Consider the following 452-nt stretch of genomic DNA (forward strand, 5'->3'; position numbering starts at 1 on the left):
GCTTCGTACGGGCCAATTACCAGTCATCCAATGGTGTAACCATGAGTAATGCTTCGGAGTGCTCTTGGCTTGCGAGAACAGTTGTTGCAGCGAGGTTCCAAGAACGCTGGGCGTTGCATGTTTCAACAGTCCAACCGTATTGGGGATGACCGCGGACAGGTAACTACTCGGGTTGTTATATCGGACAGCGATCTGTGGCAGCAGCTTGTCGAGGTAGCCGCGCAATGGCTCTACTTCCCAACTGGAGCTAGGTGCGGCCTTCACAAAAGCTCCATAGCGTTTATTGATATCGTCGCTGAGCTGCTCGTTATTCAAAATGGTTGAGAACGCGGAGGCCACCGCCGTTTGGGTGCTGCCTTGCAGTGCGGGGAACGACGTCGCGAGGAATTTCACGCACTCGATTGGCAAAGTGGAAATGATTAGCGGCGCCCAAGCATCGAGCACTCTTGATG

General features: G+C 53.8%; 1 pseudogene. It reads right to left on the reverse strand.

Going from position 1 to position 452, the window contains the following annotated elements:
- A pseudogene (locus AC1DH9_RS30980) lies at nt 1-452 on the reverse strand (NTPase KAP); the annotation flags it as partial.

The organism is Pseudomonas sp. 05T35 (assembly GCF_056396605.1).